This window comes from Agromyces sp. MMS24-JH15 (assembly GCF_043518605.1).
Taxonomy (GTDB): domain Bacteria; phylum Actinomycetota; class Actinomycetes; order Actinomycetales; family Microbacteriaceae; genus Agromyces.
This window is the reverse complement of the sequence record NZ_CP171358.1, coordinates 2,701,145-2,723,229: the sequence shown is the minus strand read 5'-3', so window position 1 is coordinate 2,723,229 and position 22,085 is coordinate 2,701,145. Positions and strand designations below refer to the sequence as shown.

Below are 22,085 nucleotides of genomic sequence, written 5' to 3'. Positions count from 1 at the left end.
GCATCTGCGGATGTGTTCCGACGATTCGACCGTAGGGCCGACCTCCGACATCGTCCGCCGGGAGGCGGTCGCTGCGGAGGAAGTCGCCGGGACATCCCGCTGTGGAGGAGCCTACCTCGGCATGCGAACGCATCTTCGAATCGACGCGCCGCGTGTCGAACACGTCTTCGTGTCCGCGTCGCCTCGCCGTCGCGTCAGCGGCCCGCGGCGTCCTTCGGTTCGCGGCGATGTGCTCCGTGCCGTCTCGCGGGCGGGACATCCATCGCAGCGCACAGCGCGAGCCAGACCTCCTGCGGCGCCACGCCGGCGTCGAGGGCCTCGCGCGCGGTCCGACCGCCGAACGCCTCGAGCGCGACATCGCCGAGGACGACCTCGCCGTACGCGGCGCCGAACTCGCCCGCCAGCGCGATCCTGAACTCGCTCAGCTTCACCAGGTGCCTCCGGACAGCGGAACGGCCGGTCTTCCGACCGGCCGTGCCGAGGATGTCGTGGTCGATGTGGGTCAGCGGACCATGATGTCCGCGTCGAACTCCGCGACGAGGTCGTCGGGAAGGCTGTCGGGCACGACCGGGGCCGAGAGGCCCTCGAGCACCGCGAGCCGGTCTCCGACCTCGTGCATGATCACCGAGATGGGCGTGTCGAGCGCCTCGGCGACCGAGGCGAGGATCTCGCTGGAGGCTTCCTTCTGGCCGCGCTCGACCTCGCTGAGGTATCCGAGTGCGACGCTGGCCTTGCTCGCCACCTGACGGAGGGTGCGCCCCTTCCGAAGGCGGAAGTCCCGCAGCACGTCGCCGATCTCCTGTCGAACCAGAACCATCGGAACCTCCTTCTCTCGCTCGAGCCGTTTCACCTTTCCCCCGGGTGGGACCCGGTTCGAGGTTCCTCGACTCTAGCGTTGCACACTGGGCTTTCCGTGTGAACCCGACACATGTAACAGGGTGTTCACGAACCGTATTCCGCGGGCGGGGGCAGCGATTCGACCGCCTCGCGGCCGAGCCGGAGCGCCGCCGCGACGGCCGCCCGGCGGACCTCCGCGCGCGATCCCTCGAAGGCCAGCGCGACCGACGAGACGCCCAGCGCGGTCGCGATCCCGACGAAGACGGTGCCCGGCGGACGCCCGCCCTGCCACTCGGGTCCGGCCACGCCGGTCGTGGCGATGCCGACGTCGGCGGGCCGGCCGTCGGTCGCGCACGCGACCCGCACGCGGTCCGCCATCTGCTCGGCGACGGCCCGCGCGACCGGGCCCCGGAACTCCAGGAGCTCCTCGTCGACGCCCACCAGGTCGCGCTTCAACTCGGTCGCGTACGTCACGATGCCGCCGAGGAACGCGACGGATGCCCCGGGCACGTCGACGATCCCCGACGCGAGCAGGCCGCCCGTGAGGGACTCCGCCACCGCGACCGTCAGCCGCCGCCCCCGCAGTCCCTCGATGAGCGCCACGGCGTCCGGCGACGGCTCGTCGGCCGGCGACGCCGGGGCCTGCGCGTCGCTCATGCCGAATGCCGATCGCGAGCGAGCCGCACGGCGTCGCGGACGTACAGCAGGCCGGACCAGACCGTGAGCACGAGCGCGGCGGCCATGAGCACCGCGTTGACCCAGGCCATCCACTCCCCGAGCAGCGTCGGGAACGGAGCGAGCGCGAACGAGATCGCGACGGCCTGCACGAGCGTCTTCAGCTTGCCGCCCGAGGACGCCGGCACGACATTGCCACGGCCGAGCTCGACGAATCGCCAGACCGTGATGCCGACCTCGCGCACCACGATGAGCCCGGTGACCCACCACGGCACCTCGCCGAGGATCGAGAGGCAGATGAGCGCGCCACTGGTGAGGAGCTTGTCCGCGATCGGATCGAGGATCTTGCCGAGGTCGGTGACGAGCCCCCGGCTGCGCGCGAGGTAGCCGTCGACCCAGTCGGTCGAGATCGCGACCACGAAGAGCGCCGTCGCGACCCACCGAAGGGTGCCCCCTTCGCCGCCGTCGGCGAGCAGGAGCCAGAAGAACACCGGCGCGGCGAGGATGCGCACGACGGTGATCGCGTTCGGCAGGTTCCAGTTCGAGGCCCGCGCGGGGCTGCTGCCGGCGGGGGTCGTCATGCGCACAGCCTATCCGGAGGTGACGGGCTCAGTCGCGACCCGTGAGCCCCCAGGCGTCCTCGTCACCGGAGGACTCGACCTCCTCGAGGCCGTCCGCCATCCGGCCGACCGGATCGTCGTAGCGGTCGTCCACCTCGGGCGGGGCCGCGAGGCCCGGTCCCGCTCCCCCGCCGGAGGCGGTCGGTTCGTCGCCGCGGAGGCGCGCGAGGACGCCCGGCAACTGCTCGACGGTGACGAGGACGTCGCGCGCCTTCGACCCCTCGCTCGGGCCGACGATCTCCCTCGACTCGAGCAGGTCCATCAGGCGGCCGGCCTTCGCGAACCCCACCCGGAGCTTGCGCTGCAGCATCGACGTCGAGCCGAACTGCGTGGAGACGACGAGCTCCGCGGCCGCGAGCAGCAGTTCGAGGTCGTCGCCGATGTCCGCGTCGATCTCCTTGCGCTCGACGACGGCCGCGACATCCTGCCGGTACTCGGGCCGCGCCTGGCGCGTGACGTGCTTGACGACGCGTTCGATCTCGGACTCGCTCACCCAGGCGCCCTGGACGCGGATCGACTTCGACGCGCCCATCGGCAGGAAGAGCCCGTCGCCCTGGCCGATGAGCTTGTCGGCACCGGGCTGGTCGAGGATGACCCGCGAGTCGGTGACGCTCGTGACCGCGAACGCGAGGCGCGACGGCACGTTGGCCTTGATCAGGCCGGTCACGACGTCGACGCTCGGTCGCTGGGTCGCCAGCACGAGGTGGATGCCCGAGGCGCGCGCGAGCTGCGTGATGCGCACGATCGAGTCCTCGACGTCTCGTGGCGCGACCATCATGAGGTCGGCGAGCTCGTCGACCACGACGAGCAGGTACGGGTAGGGCTTGAGCCGTCGCTCCGACCCGGCGGGCAGGACGATCTCGTCGTTGACGACCGCCTTGTTGAAGTCGTCGATGTGGCGGAACCCGAACGACGCGAGGTCGTCGTACCGCATGTCCATCTCCTTGACGACCCACTGGAGCGCCTCGGCCGCCTTCTTGGCGTTCGTGATGATCGGCGTGATGAGGTGCGGCACGCCGGCGTACGGCGCGAGCTCGACGCGCTTCGGGTCGATGAGGACCATCCGGACCTCCGCCGGCGTGGCACGCATCAGCAGGCTCGTGATCATCGAGTTCACGAAGCTCGACTTGCCGGAGCCGGTCGAGCCCGCGACGAGCAGGTGCGGCATCTTCGCGAGGTTCGCGACGACGTAGCCGCCGCCGACGTCCTTGCCGACGCCGATGGTCATCGGATGCTTGGCGTTCGACGCCGTGCCCGAGCGGAGGACGTCGCCGAGCGTCACGATCTCGCGGTCGGCGTTCGGGATCTCGACGCCGATCGCGCTCTTGCCCGGGATCGGCGAGAGGATCCGCACCTCGTTCGACGCGACCGCGTACGACAGGTTCTTCGACAGCGCCGTGACCCGCTCGACCTTCACGCCGGGCCCGAGCTCGATCTCGTACTGCGTGACGGTGGGCCCGCGCGAGAAGCCGGTCACCTTCGCATCGACGCCGAACTGCTCGAGCACGCCGGTGATCTGGCGCACGACCTCGTCGTTCACGGCCGAGCGCGCCTTCGCGGGCGCGCCGGCCGCGAGGGTCGCCGCCGACGGCAGGTGGTACGGCCGGTCGGGCACGGCGGCGGGCTCCGGCACGGGCGCCGGCACCCCGTCGGGCGCGCTCAGCGCCTCGAAGCCGGCCAGCACGGCGGTGTCGCCCCCGTCGTCGCGGAGCGACGTGTCGGGCAGCGCCTCGCCGGTGAACCGCTGGAGCGCGGCCTCGGCCCGGTCGAGGTCGCCGAGGACCTCGGTGCCGTAGCCGCCGAGTCCGGGAGCGGCGGCGTTCGCGGCGCCCTCGAGCGCCGACTCGAAGCTGCCGTCGGCCGAGCCGGGGCCGAACACCTGCGTGATCCCCTCGGCGCCCGCCGCGTACTCCGGGTCCTCCTCGCGGTTCGACGAGTTCCGGCGCCACCACGGGAGCTTCGCGGACTCGGCGTCGTCGACGCCGTCGAGCTCCACCGTGGTGGCCTGCTCGGCGTCCCGCTTGCGGCGAGTCGGCTTCGGCGCCACCTCCGCTTCGGCGCCGGTGCGCTCGTGCTCGCCGAACAGCCAGCCGTAGAGCTCGCGCGTGCGCGAGCCGATCCGGTTCGGCGGCGTCTTGGTCATGATCAGGAGCGACAGCACGAGCAGCAGGACGATCACCGCGGCCGCGCCGTACGGCGTGATGAGCAGGATCAGGGGCTGCGCGATCATCCAGCCGAGGATGCCCCCGGCCCGCGCGAGCACGGGCATCCCGGCGCTCGGGGACGGCTGCCCGCCGAACAGGTGGCAGAGCGCCGAGATCGACAGCAGCAGGATGGCCAGGCCGATGCCGATCCGCGTATTGTCGTGCACCGAACTCGGGTGCCGGAACAGCCAGATCGCGAACAGCAGCATGACGACCGGGAGCCCGAAGGCGACACGGCCGAAGAGCCCCCCGAAGGTCCATGCGTCGAACTGCTGGGCGAGCGCGTCGTTGATGTAGAACCACTCGACGACCGCGCCGGCGACCGCGAGCAGGACGATGAAGAACGGCAGCCCGTCGCGGCGCTCCTCCTTCGCGAGCCGCTCGGGACCGAGCGCGCGCGCCGCGCCGCCCGTCAGGTGGGCGAGGCCCATCCAGGCTCGCGTCAGCAGGTTCGGGCCTGCAGGGGCCTTGGTGCGCGCCGCCGCCGTCCGGGTGCGCGGCTTCGCGGGAGCCGGCTTCTTGGCGGGGGTGGCGCGCGAGGAGCCCCGGGCGGGCGTGCCCGAGGCGCGACCGTTCGACCTGGTGCTCGTAGCCATGGGACCACGTTACGACCGACCGCCCACGCGGCCGTGCAGGCCGCGCGGGTGTCAGCGGAGCCGGATCACCATGGTGTCCCGGGACGGCGTCGAGCCGACGACCGAGAACCCCTCGGACCGGTAGAGCTGGTGGGCGAAGTTCCCGTGCTCGACGCTCAGCGTGAGCCGGTCGAACCCGCCCCGCCTCGCCGTCTCGGACAGTGCCTGGAGCAGTGCGCGTCCCAGGCCCTGTGCGCGGAACAGCGGGCGCACGCCGATGATGAGCTCGGGAACCCCCGGCGTCAGGAACCCGTGCGTCGGCGCGTCGGCCTGGAAGAGGCGGTACCAGGCCGCCGCGATCGGCCGCCCGTCTGCATCCTCTGCCACGACGCCGGCGTCCGACGGACGCTGCCACCCGGCGATGAACCCGCGGTAGACCGGATCGGCGAGCACGGCCGGGCGCGGGCGATGCACCCCGTCGCGCCAGTTCGCCGCCTCGACCGCCATGTCGGCCAGGAACGCCCCGTCGCCCGGAGCGGCCGCGCGGATGCTGGTGCCCTCCATGCACGGATGCTACGCCGGTGGTGTTTCCCGCGGATTACGGGCCGCGACCGGGCGTGCGACGCGCTCGCCGGTCAGATCATGATCGCGTCGATCACCCGGACCCGTACGGCGGCCAGCGCCGGCAGGAGCCCGGCGAGGGCGCCGACGACCACTGCGGCGACGATCCCGATCACGGCGGCCTCGATCGGGAACCCGGGCATGTCGTCGAGCTCGGAGCCCAGCAGCATCGCGGGCAACGGGCTCCGCAGCAACGCGATCGAGATTCCGACGCCCACGACCCCGGCGACGAAGGTGCCGACGACCGTCTCCATCATCACCGAGAAGAAGACCCGTCCCGCGGTCGCGCCGAACGTGCGCCGGATGCCGATCTCGCGGATGCGCGTGCGCACGGTCACGAGCGCGATCGTGAGGAGCCCGAGCGCACCGAGCAGGAGGATGACGACGGCCACCCCGGCGATCACGAGCTTAAGCGGCAGGTAGGGGTCGCCCTCGAACGACGCGTAGTCGGTCCGGTACGCGTCGACCGTCGCGCCGTCGCCGAGTTCGGCGGCGAAGGCCTGCCTGAGCGACTCGGTGAGCTCGTCGGCCTGCTCGGGCGGAAGCCAGGCCTCGTACGACGGCATGAACGGCCCGAGCATCGGATCGGGCGTCGAGGGCATCAGGGCGAGGTAGGCGTCGGCGAGGATGTAGCTCTGCGGCGCCGTGTCCCACTCGCCGCGGCTCGGGGTGACGCCGATGACGACCGCCGTCAGGGAGGCCCGCCCGATGACCTCGACGGTCGGATGCGTCGTGAGCGGCGGCCGGCCGAGGCGGTCCCAGAACGCCTGGTTCACGATGAGCGCCGGCGCCAGGCGCTCGGCATCCGAGTCCGCGAACCACGCGCCGTCCTCGAGCTGCACCCGGTGCATGGCCCCGAAATCGGGATCGACCGCGGTGACCTCGAGCGGGACGACGCCGTCGGCGAACTGCGCCGACAGCTGCGCCCAGCCGTTGCGGCTCGCGAAGTCGACCTCGTGCCGGTCGAGCGCACGCCGCCAGGCGGCGTCCGCTGCGACGGGATCGGGCGGCGACGTCGTCATCGGCTGGAACTGCACCGTCGCGGGGCGGCCGCTGGACCGCTCCTGCATCTCGCGCCCGGACTGCTCGGCGATCGCGCCGGCTGCGACCACGGACGCCAGCGCGCAGATCGCCAGCGCGACGCCGATGAGCGACAGCAGGACGCGCCCGCGATGGATGCGGAGCTCCTCGAGCGCCTCGACGACGGTCGACACCGCACCCGTCGCGGCTCGACCGAGCCACCCCCTCACGCGGCCGCCTCCTCGGTCGCCCCGTCTGGCGACGGTGTCGGCCCGGCCGGAGCGGGGCTGCCGGCGCCGGAGCCGGAGCCGGCAGGGACGTACTCGGCTCGCCCCGGCGGCGGCGTGCGCGAGGCATCCGGTCGATCGATGGGGCCGGCGAGGGCGTGCAGCCGGCCCTCGGCCAACCGGAAGTGACGCGAGGCACGCGCGGCGATCGCCGGGTCGTGCGTGATGGTCACGAGCGCGGCACCGGTCTCGTCCGCCACGGACTCGATGAGCGACATCACGGAGGCCCCGGTCTCGAGGTCGAGCGCGCCGGTCGGCTCGTCGGCGAGGATGAGCCGGGGCCGGCGCACGAGCGCACGGGCGATGGCGACTCGTTGCTGCTCGCCGCCCGACAGCCGCTCGGGCCTGGTCGCGAGCCGATCGCCGAGGCCGACCCGCTCGAGCATCTCGGTCGCGATCCGCTCGCGTCGCCAGAACTCGCGCCCGCCCGAGTACAGCAGCGGGGTCTGCACGTTCTCGAGCGCGGTGCGCCCGGGAAGCAGGTTGAACTGCTGGAACACGAACCCGACCTCGCGGCCGCGCAGGCGGTCGCGCGCGCCGCTCCCGATGCGCCGCAGGTCGCGATCCAGGAACCGCAGCTCGCCCTCGTTCGGCGCGTCGAGGAGGCCGAGCAGGTTGAGCAGCGTCGACTTGCCCGAACCCGAGCGGCCCACGATCGAGACCCGGTCGCCCTCCTCGACCTCGAGGTCGACGCCGGACAGGATGGTGAGCGGACGGTCGTCCGGAAGCCGCACCGTCCGGCCAACGCCGCGCGCCTCGACGAGCGGCATCAGCGCATCGCCCCGCACACGAGCGACCCGTCGCCCATCGCGACGCATCCCTGCTCGGCCTGCGCGGGCGCACCCGGCACGAACTGCAGGACGAGGTCGCCCTCGGCGAGGCCCTCGACCACCTCGATGCTCGTGCCGTCGGTCAGGCCCAGCCGGACGGCCTGCTCGACCTGCTCGCCGTCGCGGATGAGCCACACCTTGCCGGTCTCGGCACCGCCGGAGACCGCGGTCGTCGGGATCACGAGCACGCCGTCGGCCACGCCCGCGGAGATCGTCACCTGCGCGGCGAGCCCGACGAAGACGCGCACGTCGCCCGGCACCGTGCAGCGGACCGTCGTGCCCGAGGTCGACCCGCCGCCGCCGGCCGCTCCGGTCGGGTCGGCTCCGCCGCCCGCGGTCGCCGCGCCCGTCGAGATGACGAGCCCGCCGCAGGTGAACGGCGCGGGGCCGCCCGCGATGGTGACGGTCGCCTCGGTCGGGGCATCCGTCAACCGGTACTGCTGCTCGGGACTGATCGTCGCGGTCACGTTGAACGTGGGCGGCGCGACCTCGCCGCTCGCCTGGCCGACCGAGACCTGCTGCCCCGGCATCACCTCGAGCGCGGTCAGCACGCCCGCGATCGGCGCGGTCACGGGCGCGTAGTGGTAGGTCTGCTTCGGCACCTGGACCACCGGGACGCCGTCGGGCCCCGTCTGCTCGACCGGCTCGACCTCGTCGGGCACCTTGATGTCGTAGAGCTTCTGGCCCGCCGCGACCTGCGACCCCACGGCGGCGAACAGCTCGTCGACCGCGCCGGTCGCGGTCGCCTTCACCGCGGCCGGGGCATCCGCGTTCACCGTGCCGTTCAGGGCGAGGTCGTTCGCGATCGTGCCGCGCTCGACCGCGACCTGCGGTTCCGCGACCGTCCCGGTGGGAACCAGCGGGACGTCGTCGGGCGCCCGATCGGGAAGAACGCCAGCTTGCCGAGCGCCACCGCGATGACGGCGACGAGCAGGATGCGAACGGTCGGCAGGATCCATCTGCGCCAGATGCCCACGGCACTCCTCGGGTTCGCCCGGTGGGGGAAGGAGGCCGGGTCTCCCCGTACGCTATCGGCCCGTGCGGACGCCGCGGTATCCGCCTCGGGGAGGATTCCGGGACGTCCCGGAGCCGCGATCCGGGTGCGGGTGCGCGCGGCGGCCGCACCGACGCGGATGCCCCGGACCGCAACGGTCCGGGGCATCCTCGATCGCAGCCGAGCGCTACGCCTCGATGACGAGCGGAACCAGCATCGGCCGACGGCGCAGCCGTCGGTTCACCCACGTGCCGAGCGTGCGCCGCACGAGCTGCTGCAGCGCGTGCTGGTCGCGCACGCCCTCGCGCGCGGCGTCCGCGAGCGCCGAGATGATCTTCGGCTTCACGTCCTCGAACACGGCGTCGTCCTCGGCGAAGCCGCGCGCATGGATCTCGGGACCGCTGATGACGCGGCCCGTGGTCGCGTCGACCACGACGATCACCGAGATGAATCCCTCTTCGGCGAGGATGCGGCGGTCCTTCAGGTCGGCGTCCGTGATCTCGCCGACGGTCGACCCGTCGACGTAGACGAAGCCGAGGTCGAGCTGGCCGACCACGCGCATGTTCCCGTCGCGCAGGTCGAACACCGATCCGTTCTCGCCGATGAAGGTGCGCGCCTCGGGGATGCCGGTGTCGCGCGCGAGCTTGGCGTTCGCGACCAGGTGGCGGAACTCGCCGTGGATCGGGAGGACGTTCTTCGGCTTCAGGATGTTGTAGCAGTAGAGCAGCTCGCCCGCCGCCGCGTGGCCCGAGACGTGGACCTTCGCGTTGCCCTTGTGCACGACGTTCGCACCGAGCCGCGTCAGTCCGTCGATCACGCGGTAGACCGCGTTCTCGTTGCCGGGGATCAGGCTCGAGGCGAGGATGACCGTGTCGCCGTCGCCGACCTCGACCTGGTGGTCGCGGTTCGCCATGCGGCTGAGCACCGCCATCGGCTCGCCCTGCGACCCCGTCGACATGTACACGATCTGCTCGTCGGGGACGTCGCCGGCCTTCTTGTAGTCCACGAGCACGCCCGCGGGCACCTTCAGGTAGCCGAGGTCCTCGGCGATGGTCATGTTCCGGACCATGCTGCGCCCGAGCAGCGCCACCCGGCGGCCGTTCGCGTGCGCGGCGTCGAGGACCTGCTGGACGCGGTGCACGTGGCTCGAGAAGCTCGCGACGACGACCTTCTTGCGCGCGCGCGAGATGACCTGGTCGAGCACGGGGCCGATGTCGCGCTCGAGCGGCGTGAAGCCCGGGACATCCGCGTTCGTGGAGTCGACCATGAAGAGGTCGACGCCCTCCTCGCCGAGCCTCGCGAACTCGCGCAGGTCGGTGAGCCGGCCGTCCAGCGGAAGCTGGTCCATCTTGAAATCGCCGGTCGCGAGCACCGTGCCGGCGCTCGTCTTGATCGCGACCGCGAGCGCGTCGGGGATCGAGTGGTTCACGGCGACGAACTCGAGGTCGAACGGCCCGAGCGTCTCGTGCTGGCCCTCGCGCACCGTGAGGCTGTAGGGCTTGATGCGGTGCTCCTTGAGCTTCGCCTCGACGAGCGCGAGCGTGAGCGTCGAGCCGATCAGCGGAATGTCCGGGCGCACCTTCAGCAGGTAGGGCACGGCGCCGATGTGGTCCTCGTGGCCGTGCGTGAGCACCACGCCGACCACGTCGTCGAGGCGCTCGCGGAGGAACCCGAAGTCGGGCAGGATCAGGTCCACGCCCGGCTGGTGCTCCTCCGGGAACAGCACGCCGCAGTCGACGATCAGGATCTTGCCGTCGATCTCGTAGCTGGTCATGTTGCGGCCGACCTCCCCGAGGCCGCCGATCGGGATGATGCGGAGCGTGCCCGGCTCGAGCGGGGCGGGATCGATGACGACGTCGGGCATGGGCCCTCCTCAGTTCGGTGTGCGATGTGCTGCGGGCCGCATGGCCTCGCGGATGTCTCTGCGCCGACGCGGCGCGTCAGCGGGTGGTGCCGGCGACCTTCGGCAGCGCGCCGCCGGCGGCGGCGTTGCGGTCGGGTCGGAAGTTGTGGAAGTCGACGCCGGGGATGCCCTGCACGTGGTCGATCTCGTCCTCGATGAGCGCGGCCTCCCATTCCTCGGGACCGACGAGCGGCAGGCGCACGCGCGGGCTGCCGATGCGACCGAGCCCGTGCAGGATGTACTTCGCCGCGACCGTGCCGGGCACGTGCGTCATGACGGCGCGCACGAGCGGCTCGAGCTGCTTGTGCGAAGCCGTCGCGGCCGCGAGGTCGCCCCGGTTCACCGCGTCGACGATCGTGCGGTACGGCGCGGGCGCGATGTTCGCGGTCACGCCGATGAGCCCGGTTGCGCCGATCGCCAGGTGCGGCAGCACGTTCGCGTCGTCGCCCGAGAAGTACAGGAGGTCGGTCTGGTTGAGCACGCGGCTCACCTCGCTGAAGTCGCCCTTGGCGTCCTTGATCGCGAGGATGTTCGGGTGCTTCGCGAGCCGCAGGATCGTCTCGTACTTGATCGGCACGCCGGTGCGGCCGGGGATGTCGTAGAGGATGACGGGCAGGTCGGTGGCGTCCGCGACGAGGCGGAAGTGCGTGAGGATCCCGGCCTGGGTCGGCTTGTTGTAGTACGGCGTCACGATCATGATGCCGTCGGCGCCGGCCTGCTCGCTGTGCTTGTACAGCTCGATGGCGTGCGCGGTCTCGTTCGAGCCGCCGCCCGTGATGATCTTGGCGCGGCCCGCGGCGACATCCTTGCCGACCTCGACGAGGCGGATCTTCTCCGGGTCGGTGAGCGTCGAGGTCTCCCCCGTGGTGCCCGTGACGACGATGCCGTCGGCTCCCGCCGAGATGACATCGTCGATGTGCTTCTCGACCCCGGGCCAATCGACCTCGCCGTCCGCCGTCATCGGCGTGACGAGCGCGACGAGCACTTGTCCGAAGGGGTTCTCTGAAGTCACGCCCTACAGGCTATCGGTTCGTGCGAGCCTGCATCGCTCCCACCGGCCGGGTCAGCGCTCGAGGCTGAGGAAGCGGTAGCGGATGCCGCTGACGGAGGTGTGCCATCCGTCGGCCGGGTCGGCGGCCACCGCACGCCAGGCCGCGCTTCGAGCGGGCGCGAACGTGTCGCCCTCGACATCGAGGTCGAGTTCGGTGACCACCAGGCGGTCGGCGACGTCGATCGTCCGTGCGAAGAGCTCCGCGCCGCCGATGACCCAGATGCGATCCTCGGCGTCGGATGCGGCGAGCGCGAGCGCCTCCTCGATCGAGGTCGCGCGCACCGCGCCGGTCTCGAGGACGCCGGGCCAGTCGGCACGCCGGGTCACGACGATGTTCAGGCGACCGGGCAGTGGACGGAACCGAGGGGGCAGCGACTCCCAGGTGCGCCGGCCCATGACCACGGGCTCGCCGTCGGTCGTGCGCTTGAAGTGGGCGAGATCCTCGGGCACGTGCCACGGCATGCCCCCGCCCGCGCCGATGACGCCGCCGCGCGCCTCGGCCCAGATCAGGCCGATGCGCGGACCCGAGCCGTCGGCCCCCGCCATCAGACGGCGACGGCGGCGCGGATCGCCGGGTGGTGGACGTAGTCGACGAGCTCGAAGTCCTCGACCTCGTAGTCGAAGATGCTCGCCGGCATCCGCCGGAGCGCGAGGCGCGGCGGCGCGAACGGCTCGCGCGAGAGCTGTTCGGCGACCTGCTCGCGGTGGTTGTCGTAGACGTGGCAGTCGCCCCCGGTCCAGACGAACTCGCCGGGCTCGAGGCCCGTCTGCTGCGCGACCATGAGGGTGAGCAGCGCGTAGGACGCGATGTTGAACGGGACGCCCAGGAAGAGGTCGGCGCTGCGCTGGTAGAGCTGGCAGCTCAGCTTGCCGTCGGCCACGTAGAACTGGAACAGGGCATGGCACGGCGCGAGCGCCATGTCGGGGATATCGGCCGGATTCCACGCCGAGACGATGAGCCGGCGCGAGTCGGGCGTGCGGCGGATGTCCTCGATCACCTGGGCGATCTGGTCGATGTGCCCGCCCGACGGCGTCGGCCACGAACGCCACTGCACGCCGTACACGGGACCGAGTTCGCCCGAGGCATCCGCCCACTCGTCCCAGATGGTGACGCCGTGTTCGTGCAGCCAGGCGACGTTCGAGTCGCCCCGCAGGAACCAGAGCAGCTCGACGGCGACCGACTTGAAGTGCACGCGCTTGGTCGTGACGAGCGGAAAGGTCTCGGACAGGTCGAAGCGCAGCTGCCGCCCGAACACGCTCGTGGTGCCGGTACCGGTCCGGTCGGACTTGTGCGTACCGTGCTCGAGCGTGTCGCGCAGCAGGTCTTCGTAGGGGGTCGGGATCGCCTGGGCCACGTCGTCGATGGTACGCCGGGGGTACGTCATCCCCGGTCACATTCGAACGGCCCCGCCCGGCCCGCGCGTAGCATCGCGCCGTGGATCTGACCGCCGGATTGCTCGCCGCACTCGCGCTCGTCGCGCTCGCGACGCTCGTCGGCGTGATCGGGCGCGCACGCACCGGCCGGGTTCGGGATGCCTCGGGCGCCGGCATCGCCGACGCGCTCGGCCTCCCGGCGGACTCGCTCGGCGGCCGCGCGACCCTGGTCCAGTTCTCGACCGAGTTCTGCAGCCGCTGCCCCGGCACGGCCGACCGACTGCGCGAGCTCGCCGCCGGCTACCGCGACGTGACGCACGTCGAGATCGACCTCACCGGCGATCCGGTCCTCGCCGACCGGTTCCACGTCACCCAGACGCCGACCACGCTCGTGCTCGACGCCACCGGCTCGCAGGTCGCCCGCATCGGCGGCGTGCCCCGCCAGCCGGACCTCCGCGACCTGCTCGACCACCTCACCGGGAGCATCAGATGACCTCAGAGACCGGCACCACCCCCGCCACCGCGGACCCGCAGCGCCCCGCCGGGATCGACCCGCGGGGCCCGCGGTTCACCGCCGCGATCACCTCCGTGCTCCTGCTCGTCGTCGTGGTCCTCGGCGTCTCGGGCCTCGCGCTCGCGGCGTGGGTCCTGCTCGCCGCGATCACCGCGGTGTTCGGGTGGAGCGCCGTCGCGGGCGTGTCGAAGCACCCGTTCGGCGCCATCTTCCGCAGGTTCGTTCGGCCCCGGCTCGCGCCGCCCGCCGAGCTCGAGGATCCGCGCCCGCCGACGTTCGCGCAGGGCGTGGGGTTCGCCGTGACCTCGGTCGGCGTCGTGCTCGGCGCGTTCGGCCTCGCCGTGGCCGTCCCGATCGCCGCAGGGTTCGCGTTCGTCGCGGCGTTCCTGAACGCGGCGTTCGGCTACTGCCTCGGCTGCCAGATCTACCTGCTGCTGGTGCGCGCGCGGGTCATCCGCACCGCCTGACCGGCCGACGCGGCGCAGCGCCGCCGCCGCCGGAACCCCCTGCCGCCCGACCGGCGTGGAGCACTAGTCTGGGGATTCGGCTTCGAGGAGGAGGACCCATGGCAGTCACGAGCGAATCGACCACGATCTGGTCCGGAAGCCTGTTCGAGGGATCCGGCACGACCACGTTGGACTCGTCGAAGCTCGCGCAGTTCCACGTCGACTGGAAGGCACGGTCCGAGGGCGAGTCGGCCACGACGACCCCGGAGGAACTGCTCGCCGCGGCGCACTCCTCGTGCTTCTCGATGGCGCTCTCGCTCGCGTTGTCGCGCGCCGGTCACGTGCCCGAGAGCATCCAGACCACGGCCGCGGTGACGTTCGAGGCCGGCAAGGGCGTGCTGGGCAGCCACCTGCTCGTGAGCGCGCGCGTGGCCGGCCTGAGCGAGGCCGAGTTCGAGGCGTTCGCCGAGGACGCGAAGCAGAACTGCCCGATCTCGCAGGCCCTCACCGGCATCCCGATCACCATCGAAGCCGAGCTCGCCTGACGTGCGGGTGCTCGTCGCCGGGGCATCCGGCTTCATCGGCACCGCACTCGCGGCACGCCTGCGCGCCGACGGCCACGACGTGGTCCGGCTCGTCCGCCGGCGGGCGGAATCCGCGGAGGAGGCGAGCTGGTCGCCGGCCTCCGGGATCATCGACTTCACCGTCATGGAACGCGTCGACGCCGTCGTGAACCTCTCCGGGGCGTCGCTGGCCCGCCTGCCCTGGACGGCGCGCTACCGCCAGGAGATCCTCGACTCGCGCATCTCGGCGACCCGCACGATCGTCGATGCGATGCGGAAGGCCAGGCGCCCGCCCGGGATCCTGCTGAACGCATCCGCGGTCGGCGTCTACGGCGACCGCCCCGGCCTCACGCTCACCGAGGAGACGACTCCGGGCGCGGGCTTCCTCGCCGACGTCGTGGCCAGGTGGGAGGCGCAGGCCAGGCTCTCGCCCGCCGAGACCCGGACCGTCGTGTTCCGCAGCGGGATCGTCGTCGGCGACGGCGGCGCGATGAAGCGGATCCGGCTCCTCACGAGCGTGGGGCTCGCCGGCCGCCTCGGGACCGGAGGCCAGCACTGGCCGTGGATCGCGCTCGAGGACGAGGTCGGCGCGATCGCGCACCTGCTCGAATCGGACCTCCACGGTCCCGTCAACCTCGCGGGGCCCACGCCGGCGACGGCCGAGCAGGTCATGGGCACGCTCGCGCGGCTCACCCACCGCCCGTTCGGCGTGAACGTCCCCGAGCGGCTCCTCGAGACGGCGCTCGGCACGGCCGCGGACGAACTGCTGCTCGCGAGCCAGCGCGTGCGGCCCGATCGGCTGCTCGCGGACGGGTTCGCGTTCGAGCACCCGACCGTCGAGGATGCGCTCAGGGCGATGCTGGCGGATCGGCGCGTTCGAGCCTGATCGCCTCGCGGATCGCCCCGCGCGCGCGCCGCCGGTCGCCCGCGGCATCGTAGGCGAGTCCGAGGCGGAGCCAGTCGCGCCACGATCCGGGCGCGGCCTCCACGGCGCGGCGGAACCCGTCGAACGCGGCATCCGCCGCCGCCCGATCGGCGCGGCCGCTCGCACGCGTCGCGAGGCCGAGGTCGAGCGGTGCATCCTGCTCGGCCTCGAGGCGGCGGACGATCCGCTGCGAGCGGATGCCGAAGTCGAGTTCGCGCCACAGCGCCCAGGCGCCGAGGACCGGCAGCACGATGAGCGCGATGCCGATGCCGATCGCGACGGGGTCGCCGGTCGCGACGAACTGCACCGCCCGCCAGCCGACGAGCACGAGGTACGCCGCGAGGAGCGCGCCCATGAGCAGGGCGCCGGCGCGCGGGCTCACGGTCGGCCCGGCAGGCCGAGGTCCAGGAGCGCGTCGAGGCCCACGGTCACGCCCTCGGCCGACGGCGCACGCCGCACGGCGAGCAGGATCCCGGCCTCGTACGAGCTCTGCGCGACGGTCGAGTGGGTGATCGTCAGGGTCTCGCCGTCACCGCCGAGGATGACCCGCTGCTCGGCGACCACGCCGTGCAGGCGCAGGCTGTGCACCGGGATGCCCGCGACGAGCTGGCCGCGCGCGCGCTGGTCGGCGTGCGGCGCGTCGACGGGGCGGTCGCCCCGCGCATCCGCGATGACCTCGGCCGTCCGGACCGCCGTGCCGGACGGCGAGTCGACCTTGCCCGCGTGATGCGCCTCGACGATCTCGATCGAGTCGAAGAACCGTGCCGCGATCGCCGCGACCGCGGTGCCGAGCACGCTGCCGATCGAGAAGTTCGGGATCACGAGGACGCCCGACTCGGTGCCGGCCTCGCGGCGGAACGCCTCGAGCCGGGCGATCCGCTCGGCCGACCAGCCGGAGGTGCCGACGACGACCGGGATGCCCGCGCCCACCGCGTGGCGGACGATGGACTCGCTCGCGGACGGGTGGGTGAGGTCGAGCACCACGTCGGCACCGTCGAGTTCGTCGAGGCTCGACGCCGACGAGAGCCCCGCGTGGAGCTCGAGGTCGTCCGCCTCCTCGATGAGCCTGAGTGCGAGCTGTCCCATCCTGCCCGTGGCACCCGCCACGGCGACCCGTATCGTCACGGGGTCCGAGCCTACCAATCGTCGGCGCGAGCCTAGGCTGGGGCGCATGCTCCGTCACCGCGAGGCGCTGCCCTCCGACCCGATCGCGCATGCCCTGCTCGCGGCCTACTTCGCCGAGCGGAGCGCGGGATTCCCGCCCGAGCAGGGCGCCTACCGACCCGCCTTCCCCGCCGACGCGGTGTTCACGCCGCCGGACGGCGTGTTCCTGGTCGTCGAGGACGACGAGGACGGGGCATCCTCGCCGGCCGGGTGCGGCGGCATCCGCCGGATCGCGCCGTCACCCGACGGCCGCACCCGGTACGAGGTCAAGCACCTGTGGCTGGATGTCCCGCACCGCGGCCGCGGGCACGGCCGACGGCTGCTCGAGGAACTCGAGCGGCGAGCCGTCGGGTTCGGCGCCGAGGAGCTCGTCCTGGACACGAACGCGTCGCTCGAGGCGGCCGGCGGGCTCTACCGGTCGAGCGGCTACGAGGCGATCGTGCCGTACAACGACAACCCGAACGCGACCGACTGGTACGCCAAGCGGGTCGGCTGAGCCGGGTCGGCTGAGCCGGGTCGGCTGAGCCGGGTCGATCGGAGCGCCCGCGGCGCAGCGGAGCGCCTGCGGCGCAGCGCATCCGACTCAGAGCGCGTAGGTCTCCGAGAGGCCCGTGCGCAGCTCGGGCGGCAGGTGCGCGAGGTCGTTGTGGACGAGCAGGCTCCACGGGCGGCCGGGCTTCTGGGTCAGGATCGTCAGCCCGCAGTGCGCCTGCGAGATCGAGACCCAGCGCCACGCCGCCGCGCCCAGCGCCTCGCGCACGAACCATCCGATGACGAAGTTGTGCGTGATCAGGAGATCGTGACGGTCCTCGCGCGAGGAACGCAGGAACTCGGCGGCCGCGTCGGACATCTGCGCGGCGCCCGCCTCCATCTCGGCCTCGGTGATCGAGCCGAAGAAGGCGTCGTAGGCCGACGGGGTCTCGGGCGCGGGGCCGGACGGATAGCAGTCGAACAGCAGCGGCGAGGGCTCCGGCTGCAGCGCGGGCATGCGCCGGGCGATGATCTCGGCCGTCTCGGCCGCACGCTCGAGCGGCGAGTGCCATGCGGCGTCGAACGGCACGCCGCCGAGCCGCTCGGCGAGCGCCTGCGCCTGCCGGCGCCCACGCGGCGACAGCGGGCCGTCGCTCACGCCGTGCTCGGCGTCGAGCTGCTCGCCGTGTCGGATCAGGTACAGGCGGTGGGTCACGGATTCGGTTCCTCGGGTCGTGCGGGTCGGACAGGCGGCCGGGTCGGGCCGCGGTGGGGCTCAGGCGACGTCGATCGCCTCGGCGACGCCGATCGGCCCGGCGATGCCGATCGGCTCGGCGATGCCGATCGGCTCGGGGACGCCGAAGACGGCGTCGCGGAGCGCGTCCTCGTCGACCGCGCCGACCGCGGCGAGCGAGAACGGCCGCTCGGCGAGGTCGGCCGCGAGCGTGCGGACGTCGTCGACGGTCACGAGCGAGATCCGCCGCAGTGCCTCGTCGAGGTCGACGAACTCGCCGAGCGTGAGTTCGGCGCGGCCGAGGCGGGACATCCTCGTGTCCGAGTCCTCGAGGGCGAGCGCGCTCGCCCCGGCGAGCTGCCCGATCGCCCGGCCGAGCTCCTCGTCGGTCACGCCGTCGGCGGCGACCCGCTCGAGCTCGCTGCGCAGGAGGGACACGACCGTCGGCGCCTTCGACGGCGCGCACCCGGCGTACATGCCGAACACGCCCGCGTCCGAGTAGCCGGGTCCGAACGAGTAGACGGCGTAGGCGAGGCCGCGGCGCTCGCGCACCTCCTGGAACAGACGCGAGCTCATCCCCGACCCGAAGATCGAGTTGAGCACGCTCAGCACCGAGCGACGCTCGTCGGTCGCGACGAGCCCGGGCACGCCGAGCAGCAGGTTCACCTGCTCGAGCGGGCGCTGGACGACCGCGACCGCGCCCGGGGTCGCCAGCCCGCTCGGCGCGGTGGGCCGTCGCGGCACCGGGACGCCGGCGACGCCGAGGTCCCAGCCGCCCGCCGCGAGCGAGCGTTCGAGTGTGTCGATGAGCGCGTCGTGGTCGACCGCGCCGGCGACCGTGACGACGAGGTCCTGCGGCCGGTAGTTGGTCCGGTAATGCTCATGGACCGCGTCGCGGGTCGCCGCCCGGATCGTGTCGGGGTTCCCGCCGATCGGCCGCCCCAGCGGGTGCTCGCCGAGCACCGCCTCGAAGAACCGCTCGTTCGCGACATCCGCCGGGTCGTCGCCGGCCATCGCGAGCTCCTCGAGGATGACGCCGCGCTCGTTCTCGAACTCGACCGGGTCGAGGATCGAGGACGTGAACATGTCGGCGAGCACCTCGACGGCCATGGGCAGGTCGCGGTCCTGCACCTTGGCGTAGTAGCAGGTGTACTCCTTGGCGGTCATCGCGTTGTGCTCGCCGCCGACCGCGTCGAACGACACCGCGATGTCGAGCGCCGACCGGGTCGCCGTGCCCTTGAAGAGGAGGTGCTCGAGGAAGTGCGTCGAGCCGAAGCTCGCCGGATGCCCCTCCCCCGCCGCGTGCTCGTCGCGCGAACCGACCGCGACCCAGAAGCCGATCGTGGCGCTGCGGCTGCCCGGCACGCGCTCGCTCAGGACCCGGACCCCCGACGGCAGGATCGTGCGGCGCACGAGCGCATCGCCCGCGGCCTCGAAGGAGAGCTCGGCCAGGCCGAGAGGGAGGGCGACGGCACCGTTCATCCCGACCACCCTACCCGTTCGGGCTCGCGACCGGCCGGGCGCCCTGGCCCGGCCCGCTCACGCGGACGCCCGGTCGAGCTCGATGAGCTCGGACCGCGTCAGCACGAGGCCCGTGGCCGCCATCAGCACGTCGAGCTGCTCGGGCTCGGTCACGCCCACGACCGGCGCGCTGACGGTCGACTTCGCCTGCAGCCACGCGATCGCGACGGTCGCCGGTGCGACGTCGCGTCGGAACGCGAGGTCGTCGATCGCCGCGAGCACCCGGTGTCCGCGACGGCCGAGGTGCCGGGCCAGGCGCGCGCCGCGCGCATCCTGGGTCGCCTCCGAGCGGCGCCGGACCTGACCGGCGAGGTAGCCGTTCGCGAGCGCGAAGTACGGCAGGACCGCGAGCCCCTGCGCGTGCGCGACGAGCTCGATCCTGCCCTCGAACGCAGCGCGCTCCATGAGGCTGTAGCGGGTCGTCAGCGCCTGGACGCGCGGCAGGCCGTTGGCTGCCAGCACGCGGGCCTCGATCAGCAGCTCGGCCGAGAAGTCGGATGCCCCGACGGCGCGGACCTTGCCCGCCTCGATGAGCGTGCCGACCGCGCCGAGCGTCTCGGCGAGCGGCGTCGAGGGGTCCTCGCCGTGCAGGTGCAGGAGGTCGATCCGGTCGGTGCGCAGGCGTGCGAGCGACTCGTCCACCGCGGCGATCACGGTCGCCGGGTCGAGGCCCGAGAGGTCGGGGCTGCGGCCGACCTTCGTCGCGACGAGCATGCGGTCGCGCACGCGGCGCGACGCCATCCAGTTGCCGATCATGAGCTCGCTGCGCCCCGAGGCGTAGCTGTCCGCGGTGTCGACGAGCGTGCCGCCGAGCGCGGCGAACCGGTCGAGCGTGCGCTCGGCGGCGTCGGGGCCGACGGTCCACCCGAAGACGCTCGTGCCGAGCGCGATCGGCAACGTCGTGAGGCCGCTGTCGCCGAGTGCGACGCGACCGGGAACGCGGATCGGACCCGAGTACGGGTTGGTCTCGATCAGCGTCGAACGCGGGTCGATCGGACGCGAACGCACGTCCGGCGCGGACGGCTCCGGCGCGAACGGCTCGGGCGCGGTCGGGTCCGGCGCGGTCGCGGGCACCACGGGCGCACTCGACACCGATGCGACCGACCCCGCCGCCTTCAGCGGGATCACGGCCCGACCCTCTTCCGCGAGCGCCGCCCCCGCGTCGCCCTGCGGTCCACGACGCAGTCGTCCCCAACGTGCCACCGCGCACCCTCCTCCCCAGGATTGGAACCGACCATAAGCGGTCGCGGCCGCCCGGTCGGTCAACGCCGCGTGAACCGTTACGGAATCGTTGATCCCGTCCGCTCCATCCGCCGTTTCGCGCCCGCGGCGACCATGCCGCAGTCCAAGCACCGTATGCGACCGACGGCCGGAAGGGGAGTCGGCATGTGTGCGGACACGGGCCTCAGCGCCGCTCCCCCGCACGTCGCAGCGTCGCCTCGGCCTGGGCGAGCACGGGCCCGTCGACCATGACGCCCCGGAACGAGAAGACGCCGCGCTCGGCGGTCGAGGCATCCAGCACCTCGCGCGCCCACGCGACCCGCTCCGCGGACGGCAGGTAGGCCCGGCGCACGACGTCGACCTGCGCCGGATGCACGCACGCGGTCGCCGCGAACCCGACCGCCGCGGCATCCTCGGCCTCGTCGCGGAGTCCCTCGAGGTCGCCGAGGTCGAGGTGGACGGCGTCGATCGCCGCGGCCCCCGCGGCGCCCGCGGACATCAGGACGCGGCTCCGCGCCGAGCGCGGGACGTCTCGGTACCGCCCGTCCGGGTGGCGGCTCGAGGTGCCGCCGAGCGACGCCACAAGGTCCTCGGCGCCCCACATGAGCGCGCACACGTTGGCCGGCGCCGCGAGCAACGGCGCGGCGATCACGCCCGACGCGGTCTCGCACAGCGGGATCGCCTCGTACCCGGCGACCCCGACGAGGTCCTCCGGGCCCTCGCACTTGGCGACCATGACCGTGCGGTAGGCGGTGGCCGCGAGCGCGACCAGGTCGGCCTCGCGGTGCGGACTGCGCGCGGGATTGATCCTGACGATCACCCGCTCCGGATCGAGCGGGTGCGCCACGAGCGCGTCGCGCGCGGACTGCTTCGCCTCGCCCGCGACCGCGTCCTCGAGGTCGAGGATGACGGCGTCGGCGCGGTCGAGGGCCTTGGCGTAGCGGTCGGGCCGGTCGGCCGGGCAGAACAGCAGCGCCGGGCCGAAGCGGAACGCGGGGCGGATCATCCGTTCGCCCGCTCTCCGGCCTCCCGGCCCCACACGAGCATCGAGCGGGTCGCGACCGCGACGACCGCGTCGTCCTGGTTGCGGGCCGTGTGCTCGAGCGTGACGATGCCCTCGCCCGGGCGGGAGGCGCTCCAGCGCTTGTCGACGAGCACGCTCTCGGCGTAGATGGTGTCGCCGACGAAGAGCGGGTGCGGGAAGCGCACCTCGCCGAACCCGAGGTTGGCGACGAGCGTGCCGCGCGTGAGCTGGCCGACCGAGAGGCCGACGAGCGTCGACAATGTGAACAGCGAGTTCACGAGCACCCGCCCGAACGGCTGCGTCGCCGACCACGCCGCGTCGAGGTGCAGCGGCTGGGGGTTCATCGTCAGCGTCGTGAACAGCACGTTGTCGGCGTCGGTCACCGTCCGACCCGGGCGGTGCAGGTAGCGCACGCCGGGTTCGAACTCCTCGAACCACAGGCCGCGCTGCACTTCGTCGCGGAGCGGGGCATCCGCCATGTCGTCCTCCTTCGCCACCGGCCCGAGCTCGCG

General features: G+C 72.8%; 25 protein-coding genes. 5 read left to right on the top strand and 20 right to left on the bottom strand.

The window, feature by feature from the left end; genetic code table 11:
• Nucleotides 1–194: 194 nt before the first annotated feature.
• The 13 genes from ACDF64_RS12375 to ACDF64_RS12315 all read right to left on the bottom strand — a co-directional run bounded on the left by ACDF64_RS12375 (nt 195) and on the right by ACDF64_RS12315 (nt 13,002).
• Nucleotides 195–431: a DUF3046 domain-containing protein gene (locus tag ACDF64_RS12375; protein WP_394551658.1), complete on the bottom strand. Its 237-nt coding sequence runs from the start codon at nt 429–431 to the stop codon at nt 195–197.
• Between the two features lie 71 nt (nt 432–502).
• Nucleotides 503–817 carry a helix-turn-helix domain-containing protein gene (locus tag ACDF64_RS12370; RefSeq protein WP_394551657.1) on the bottom strand — a complete coding sequence of 105 codons (315 nt, stop codon included), beginning with the start codon at nt 815–817 and terminating at the stop codon, nt 503–505.
• 125 nt (nt 818–942) lie between these two features.
• Complete coding sequence (locus tag ACDF64_RS12365) at nt 943–1,494, bottom strand: CinA family protein (RefSeq protein ID WP_394551656.1); 552 nt, start codon at nt 1,492–1,494, stop codon at nt 943–945.
• Nucleotides 1,491–2,093, bottom strand: a complete 603-nt coding sequence (gene pgsA, locus ACDF64_RS12360; protein ID WP_394551655.1) for a CDP-diacylglycerol--glycerol-3-phosphate 3-phosphatidyltransferase — start codon at nt 2,091–2,093, stop codon at nt 1,491–1,493. Before pgsA ends, ACDF64_RS12365 begins: the two co-directional genes overlap by 4 nt.
• 28 nt (nt 2,094–2,121) lie before the next feature.
• The gene (locus ACDF64_RS12355; RefSeq protein WP_394551654.1) at nt 2,122–4,932 is read right to left on the bottom strand and encodes a DNA translocase FtsK 4TM domain-containing protein; all 2,811 of its coding nucleotides are present in this window, start codon (nt 4,930–4,932) and stop codon (nt 2,122–2,124) included.
• Between the two features lie 51 nt (nt 4,933–4,983).
• The gene (locus ACDF64_RS12350) at nt 4,984–5,475 is read right to left on the bottom strand and encodes a GNAT family N-acetyltransferase (protein WP_394551653.1); all 492 of its coding nucleotides are present in this window, start codon (nt 5,473–5,475) and stop codon (nt 4,984–4,986) included.
• A gap of 71 nt (nt 5,476–5,546) precedes the next feature.
• Nucleotides 5,547–6,782: an ABC transporter permease gene (locus ACDF64_RS12345; protein WP_394551652.1), complete on the bottom strand. Its 1,236-nt coding sequence runs from the start codon at nt 6,780–6,782 to the stop codon at nt 5,547–5,549.
• Nucleotides 6,779–7,609: an ABC transporter ATP-binding protein gene (locus ACDF64_RS12340; RefSeq protein WP_394551651.1), complete on the bottom strand. Its 831-nt coding sequence runs from the start codon at nt 7,607–7,609 to the stop codon at nt 6,779–6,781. Before ACDF64_RS12340 ends, ACDF64_RS12345 begins: the two co-directional genes overlap by 4 nt.
• Nucleotides 7,609–8,628 carry an efflux RND transporter periplasmic adaptor subunit gene (locus ACDF64_RS12335; protein WP_394551650.1) on the bottom strand — a complete coding sequence of 340 codons (1,020 nt, stop codon included), beginning with the start codon at nt 8,626–8,628 and terminating at the stop codon, nt 7,609–7,611. Before ACDF64_RS12335 ends, ACDF64_RS12340 begins: the two co-directional genes overlap by 1 nt.
• Before the next feature lie 222 nt (nt 8,629–8,850).
• Nucleotides 8,851–10,527, bottom strand: coding sequence for a ribonuclease J (locus ACDF64_RS12330; protein ID WP_394551649.1), 1,677 nt, complete (start codon nt 10,525–10,527; stop codon nt 8,851–8,853).
• Nucleotides 10,528–10,603: 76 nt separating this feature from the next.
• Nucleotides 10,604–11,578: a 4-hydroxy-tetrahydrodipicolinate synthase gene (gene dapA, locus ACDF64_RS12325; protein WP_394551647.1), complete on the bottom strand. Its 975-nt coding sequence runs from the start codon at nt 11,576–11,578 to the stop codon at nt 10,604–10,606.
• 51 nt (nt 11,579–11,629) lie between these two features.
• Complete coding sequence (locus tag ACDF64_RS12320; protein ID WP_394551646.1) at nt 11,630–12,163, bottom strand: dihydrofolate reductase; 534 nt, start codon at nt 12,161–12,163, stop codon at nt 11,630–11,632.
• On the bottom strand, nt 12,163–13,002 hold the full coding sequence (locus ACDF64_RS12315; protein ID WP_394551645.1) for a thymidylate synthase: 840 nt from the start codon (nt 13,000–13,002) through the stop codon (nt 12,163–12,165). Before ACDF64_RS12315 ends, ACDF64_RS12320 begins: the two co-directional genes overlap by 1 nt.
• Before the next feature lie 50 nt (nt 13,003–13,052).
• Here ACDF64_RS12315 and ACDF64_RS12310 point away from each other — a divergent pair, with 50 nt between their 5' ends.
• The 4 genes from ACDF64_RS12310 (at nt 13,053) to ACDF64_RS12295 (ending at nt 15,400) form a co-directional block, all read left to right on the top strand.
• Nucleotides 13,053–13,484 (top strand): TlpA family protein disulfide reductase, encoded by a 432-nt coding sequence (locus ACDF64_RS12310; protein WP_394551644.1) that lies wholly within the window; start codon nt 13,053–13,055, stop codon nt 13,482–13,484.
• Entirely contained in the window at nt 13,481–13,972 is a 492-nt protein-coding gene (locus ACDF64_RS12305; RefSeq protein ID WP_394551643.1) for a DUF4395 domain-containing protein, read from the top strand. Before ACDF64_RS12310 ends, ACDF64_RS12305 begins: the two co-directional genes overlap by 4 nt.
• Before the next feature lie 98 nt (nt 13,973–14,070).
• A complete protein-coding gene (locus ACDF64_RS12300) occupies nt 14,071–14,496 on the top strand; it encodes an OsmC family peroxiredoxin (protein ID WP_394551642.1) in 426 nt (141 codons plus the stop codon).
• Between the two features lies 1 nt (nt 14,497).
• Entirely contained in the window at nt 14,498–15,400 is a 903-nt protein-coding gene (locus ACDF64_RS12295; RefSeq protein ID WP_394551641.1) for a TIGR01777 family oxidoreductase, read from the top strand.
• On the opposite strand, the gene ACDF64_RS12290 is transcribed toward ACDF64_RS12295, so the two are convergent.
• The gene (locus ACDF64_RS12290) at nt 15,363–15,821 is read right to left on the bottom strand and encodes a hypothetical protein (protein WP_394551640.1); all 459 of its coding nucleotides are present in this window, start codon (nt 15,819–15,821) and stop codon (nt 15,363–15,365) included. The genes ACDF64_RS12295 and ACDF64_RS12290 overlap by 38 nt on opposite strands.
• Nucleotides 15,818–16,564: a 4-hydroxy-tetrahydrodipicolinate reductase gene (gene dapB / locus ACDF64_RS12285; RefSeq protein ID WP_394551639.1), complete on the bottom strand. Its 747-nt coding sequence runs from the start codon at nt 16,562–16,564 to the stop codon at nt 15,818–15,820. The genes ACDF64_RS12290 and dapB overlap by 4 nt, the downstream gene beginning before the upstream one ends.
• Nucleotides 16,565–16,610: 46 nt before the next feature.
• Here dapB and ACDF64_RS12280 point away from each other — a divergent pair, with 46 nt between their 5' ends.
• Complete coding sequence (locus ACDF64_RS12280; RefSeq protein ID WP_394551638.1) at nt 16,611–17,099, top strand: GNAT family N-acetyltransferase; 489 nt, start codon at nt 16,611–16,613, stop codon at nt 17,097–17,099.
• 87 nt (nt 17,100–17,186) lie between these two features.
• Here the strand turns inward: ACDF64_RS12280 and ACDF64_RS12275 are convergent, their stop codons facing one another.
• From ACDF64_RS12275 to ACDF64_RS12255, 5 genes are all read right to left on the bottom strand, one after another.
• Nucleotides 17,187–17,789 (bottom strand): histidine phosphatase family protein, encoded by a 603-nt coding sequence (locus tag ACDF64_RS12275; protein ID WP_394551637.1) that lies wholly within the window; start codon nt 17,787–17,789, stop codon nt 17,187–17,189.
• A gap of 60 nt (nt 17,790–17,849) precedes the next feature.
• Complete coding sequence (locus ACDF64_RS12270) at nt 17,850–19,289, bottom strand: M16 family metallopeptidase (RefSeq protein ID WP_394551636.1); 1,440 nt, start codon at nt 19,287–19,289, stop codon at nt 17,850–17,852.
• 57 nt (nt 19,290–19,346) lie between these two features.
• Nucleotides 19,347–20,456 carry an aldo/keto reductase gene (locus ACDF64_RS12265; RefSeq protein ID WP_394551635.1) on the bottom strand — a complete coding sequence of 370 codons (1,110 nt, stop codon included), beginning with the start codon at nt 20,454–20,456 and terminating at the stop codon, nt 19,347–19,349.
• A 277-nt stretch (nt 20,457–20,733) separates the two neighbouring features.
• A complete protein-coding gene (locus ACDF64_RS12260) occupies nt 20,734–21,555 on the bottom strand; it encodes an HpcH/HpaI aldolase/citrate lyase family protein (RefSeq protein ID WP_394551634.1) in 822 nt (273 codons plus the stop codon).
• Entirely contained in the window at nt 21,552–22,052 is a 501-nt protein-coding gene (locus ACDF64_RS12255) for a MaoC family dehydratase (protein ID WP_394555135.1), read from the bottom strand. Before ACDF64_RS12255 ends, ACDF64_RS12260 begins: the two co-directional genes overlap by 4 nt.
• Nucleotides 22,053–22,085: the final 33 nt, after the last annotated feature.